This is a genomic window from Odoribacter lunatus (assembly GCF_943193135.1).
In the GTDB taxonomy this organism is placed as follows: Bacteria; Bacteroidota; Bacteroidia; order Bacteroidales; family Marinifilaceae; genus Culturomica; species Culturomica lunata.
Genome location: NZ_CALPCZ010000059.1, coordinates 1 through 2,565 on the forward strand (window position 1 = coordinate 1; position 2,565 = coordinate 2,565).

The 2,565-nt window shown below is 45.6% G+C and carries 2 protein-coding genes; both read right to left on the reverse strand.

The window, feature by feature from the left end; translation table 11 throughout:
* Nucleotides 1-1,235, reverse strand: a 1,235-nt coding sequence (locus NFR61_RS11090) for an SUMF1/EgtB/PvdO family nonheme iron enzyme (protein ID WP_251624149.1), incomplete at its 3' end; no start/stop codon positions are given.
* An 810-nt stretch (nt 1,236-2,045) separates the two neighbouring features.
* Nucleotides 2,046-2,565 (reverse strand): glycine-rich protein (locus NFR61_RS11095; RefSeq protein WP_251624151.1); only part of this gene is annotated, 520 nt, incomplete at its 5' end.

A 2,565-nucleotide genomic window follows, 5' to 3' on the forward strand; every position in this document is an offset into this window, starting at 1 on the left:
CCACAACGTACTGGCCCATTAATACTGTTACTTGTACCGCTGTTTACGTTCTTTAAGTAACTCAATGCCTGTTCCCGTTGGTCACCACGATAATTTAAATCGCTTAATCCGCTTAGGCGGTTAATGCCGTTATTTGTATTCCAGGCGTACTCCCCTTGAGCGGGCTCTTGCGGATAAAAACGCCGGCAGGCCTTTTCATACTCCAGTTCACTCATGGGGCGTAATCCACTCCAGCTGCAATACGCTATCATATCCTCTATGCTCATGTAATTGCACGCGAGCGTCTGTCCGTCGTCTGCGGAAAACAAATCATTCGCCGGATTCAGATTATTACCGAATACGGCAGGCGTATTCGGCTGTCTCTGTTCGATAAATACGATACCGTTCCGGCAGTTTGGAGTGTGGAGGTTTCCAAACACATAATCTCCTCGCTTCATATTAGCAAAATCATTATTCTCAACTCTTGCCTTTTGCTGTGCCAACGTCAAAGAGTTCAAAAACTCCGCGTACTGCTCCTGGCTTGTCTCGTATTTCATGATATAGAAGCCCGCATACCCTTTCGGATAGGAAGCCGAAAGAGAAACGTTCGACATGCCGTCTTTCGCTGAAAGCGTCATCGCCGCTTCGGTATCTATCACCACGGCCTCCGTACCGCCTACCGCAAAACTCTTATAGGAATACGCATCCCCTAAGTAATACGCACCGTACGGAACATACACCATTTCGATGGCGTGAACGGCAACGTAGATTTCATTCAGCGCTTCGCCGAAGTCGCTTTTACTCAACCCCGTACCCTTTAACGGCCATTTCGCTTGTAGCCGCACACTCACATTCCCCTCCGAAATTCCTTCACGCATCACATACAATCCGTTTACCTTGCTGCTGTTCGTGCCAACCATATACGCATATCCGCCGTCCTCATTGCCAGCCGCCGGGCTCAACACATGCCCCGATAGAGCTAAATACGCATGTTGCCACGGATTCTCCAACCCCCGCTTTTTAAACTTAAAGAACACCCACGCGGCGTCCCAGTTGAAATCATCCCGCCACGAATTATCCCAGCGGAGATACACCTCAATAACCGCCGTATCGCCTGAAAAGCCGACAACACGCGTTTTACCGTCCACCCGGATGTTGTTTCCGAGAACGGGTGGTGAAAACAGGCCGGAAAGAACCATTACGGAAAGAAACAGAAACGACACCCGTAATCCGGCATACCTGATTAATTTTTTCATATAAAAAATTACTTAGCACCTTGAAAGTCCCCGGAAAGGTAGGTTTATAACAAAAAGAAAGCGTGGGAACTTTAGTTTATCTTGTAAGAGGTACGACCAAGCACCCAAGCAGAAATAAACAGTTACCCACGCTTAACCTGTATATAGCACGAACGTATATACGGCAAGCATGAACGTTTATACTGTTTATCCTTCTGCTTTAAAAATTGGTCGTTTTCTTACAAAGGATAAAGCTAAACGCTTCAAAATAATATTTCAATTACGACAGGTCTCACTGTCACAACAGGACAAATATAAAGAAAAAAGTTCAAAAAATTGAATTGGAAATTCTGAATTACCAGAATCAATACCCTCTTCTCCTAAAGCAAAGGCGGAATATTCGCTAAACCAACTCCGTATCACTTGTCTTCCCCCTGCATTGCAACCGTACTAAATACCCCTTTTGAGAAAACCTATCGTTTTCGTATAAAAAACCTATCATTTTCATGCCAAAAACCTATCGTTTTTGAGGTAAAAACGATAGGTTTAAAAATAACGTGTTTGGTCATTAAGCCGGATATATCTAAATATAATTGCTAATATTTTTAATATCAGACACTTATTTAATTTTTTTGCAGACATTCATTGAAAATGGATACTCCCTTTGAAAAAAGAGCCTCTTTTTAGTGCAAAAAGAGGCTCTTTTTGCATCAAAAACATACTCTTTTCTAGTAGAAAACATATCCTTTATTTTTTGGAGTAAAAAATGGGTAAAAACAGAACAGTGGAAAAACCATTTTTCCACTGTTCTATTGTCCCCTTTCTCCACTTTTAGTTCATCCGTGTAATTTTAACTTGACCGTTTCCGCTTCTCGCACCATTAGACATGGAGGAATTACTGAAAATACCGGTATTGACGTACCCGGAGCCGCCGCCCCCACCAATTCCCTGTTTAGCATGACTAACACCTTTAGGGCTCTTTCCTGCTCCATAGCCTCCATAGTAGCCGCCTCCGCCACCTCCGGTTCCTGCATAACCTCCACCACCATACGTACCTGTTCCTCCTTGTCCCAAAGCATAGCCAGAAGCTTGTGTACCTGGAGAAGTTGCCGTTGTTGTAGTATACCGTTGTCCGTATCCTCCGCTGGTACCTCCTCCGTCACCACCTCTTCCTGCTCCTCCCGAGCCACCCCCGCCGCCTCCGGCAACCATAACCCGATTGGAGAGAGCCTTGCCTCCAAACCGTATATCCGTTCCTCCTCCTCCGCCGCCGCCACAATCGTCTCCTTCATCCGCACCACCGGTACCTCCACCGTTCCAGCCTCCGCTACCTCCACTACCTTTCGCACTC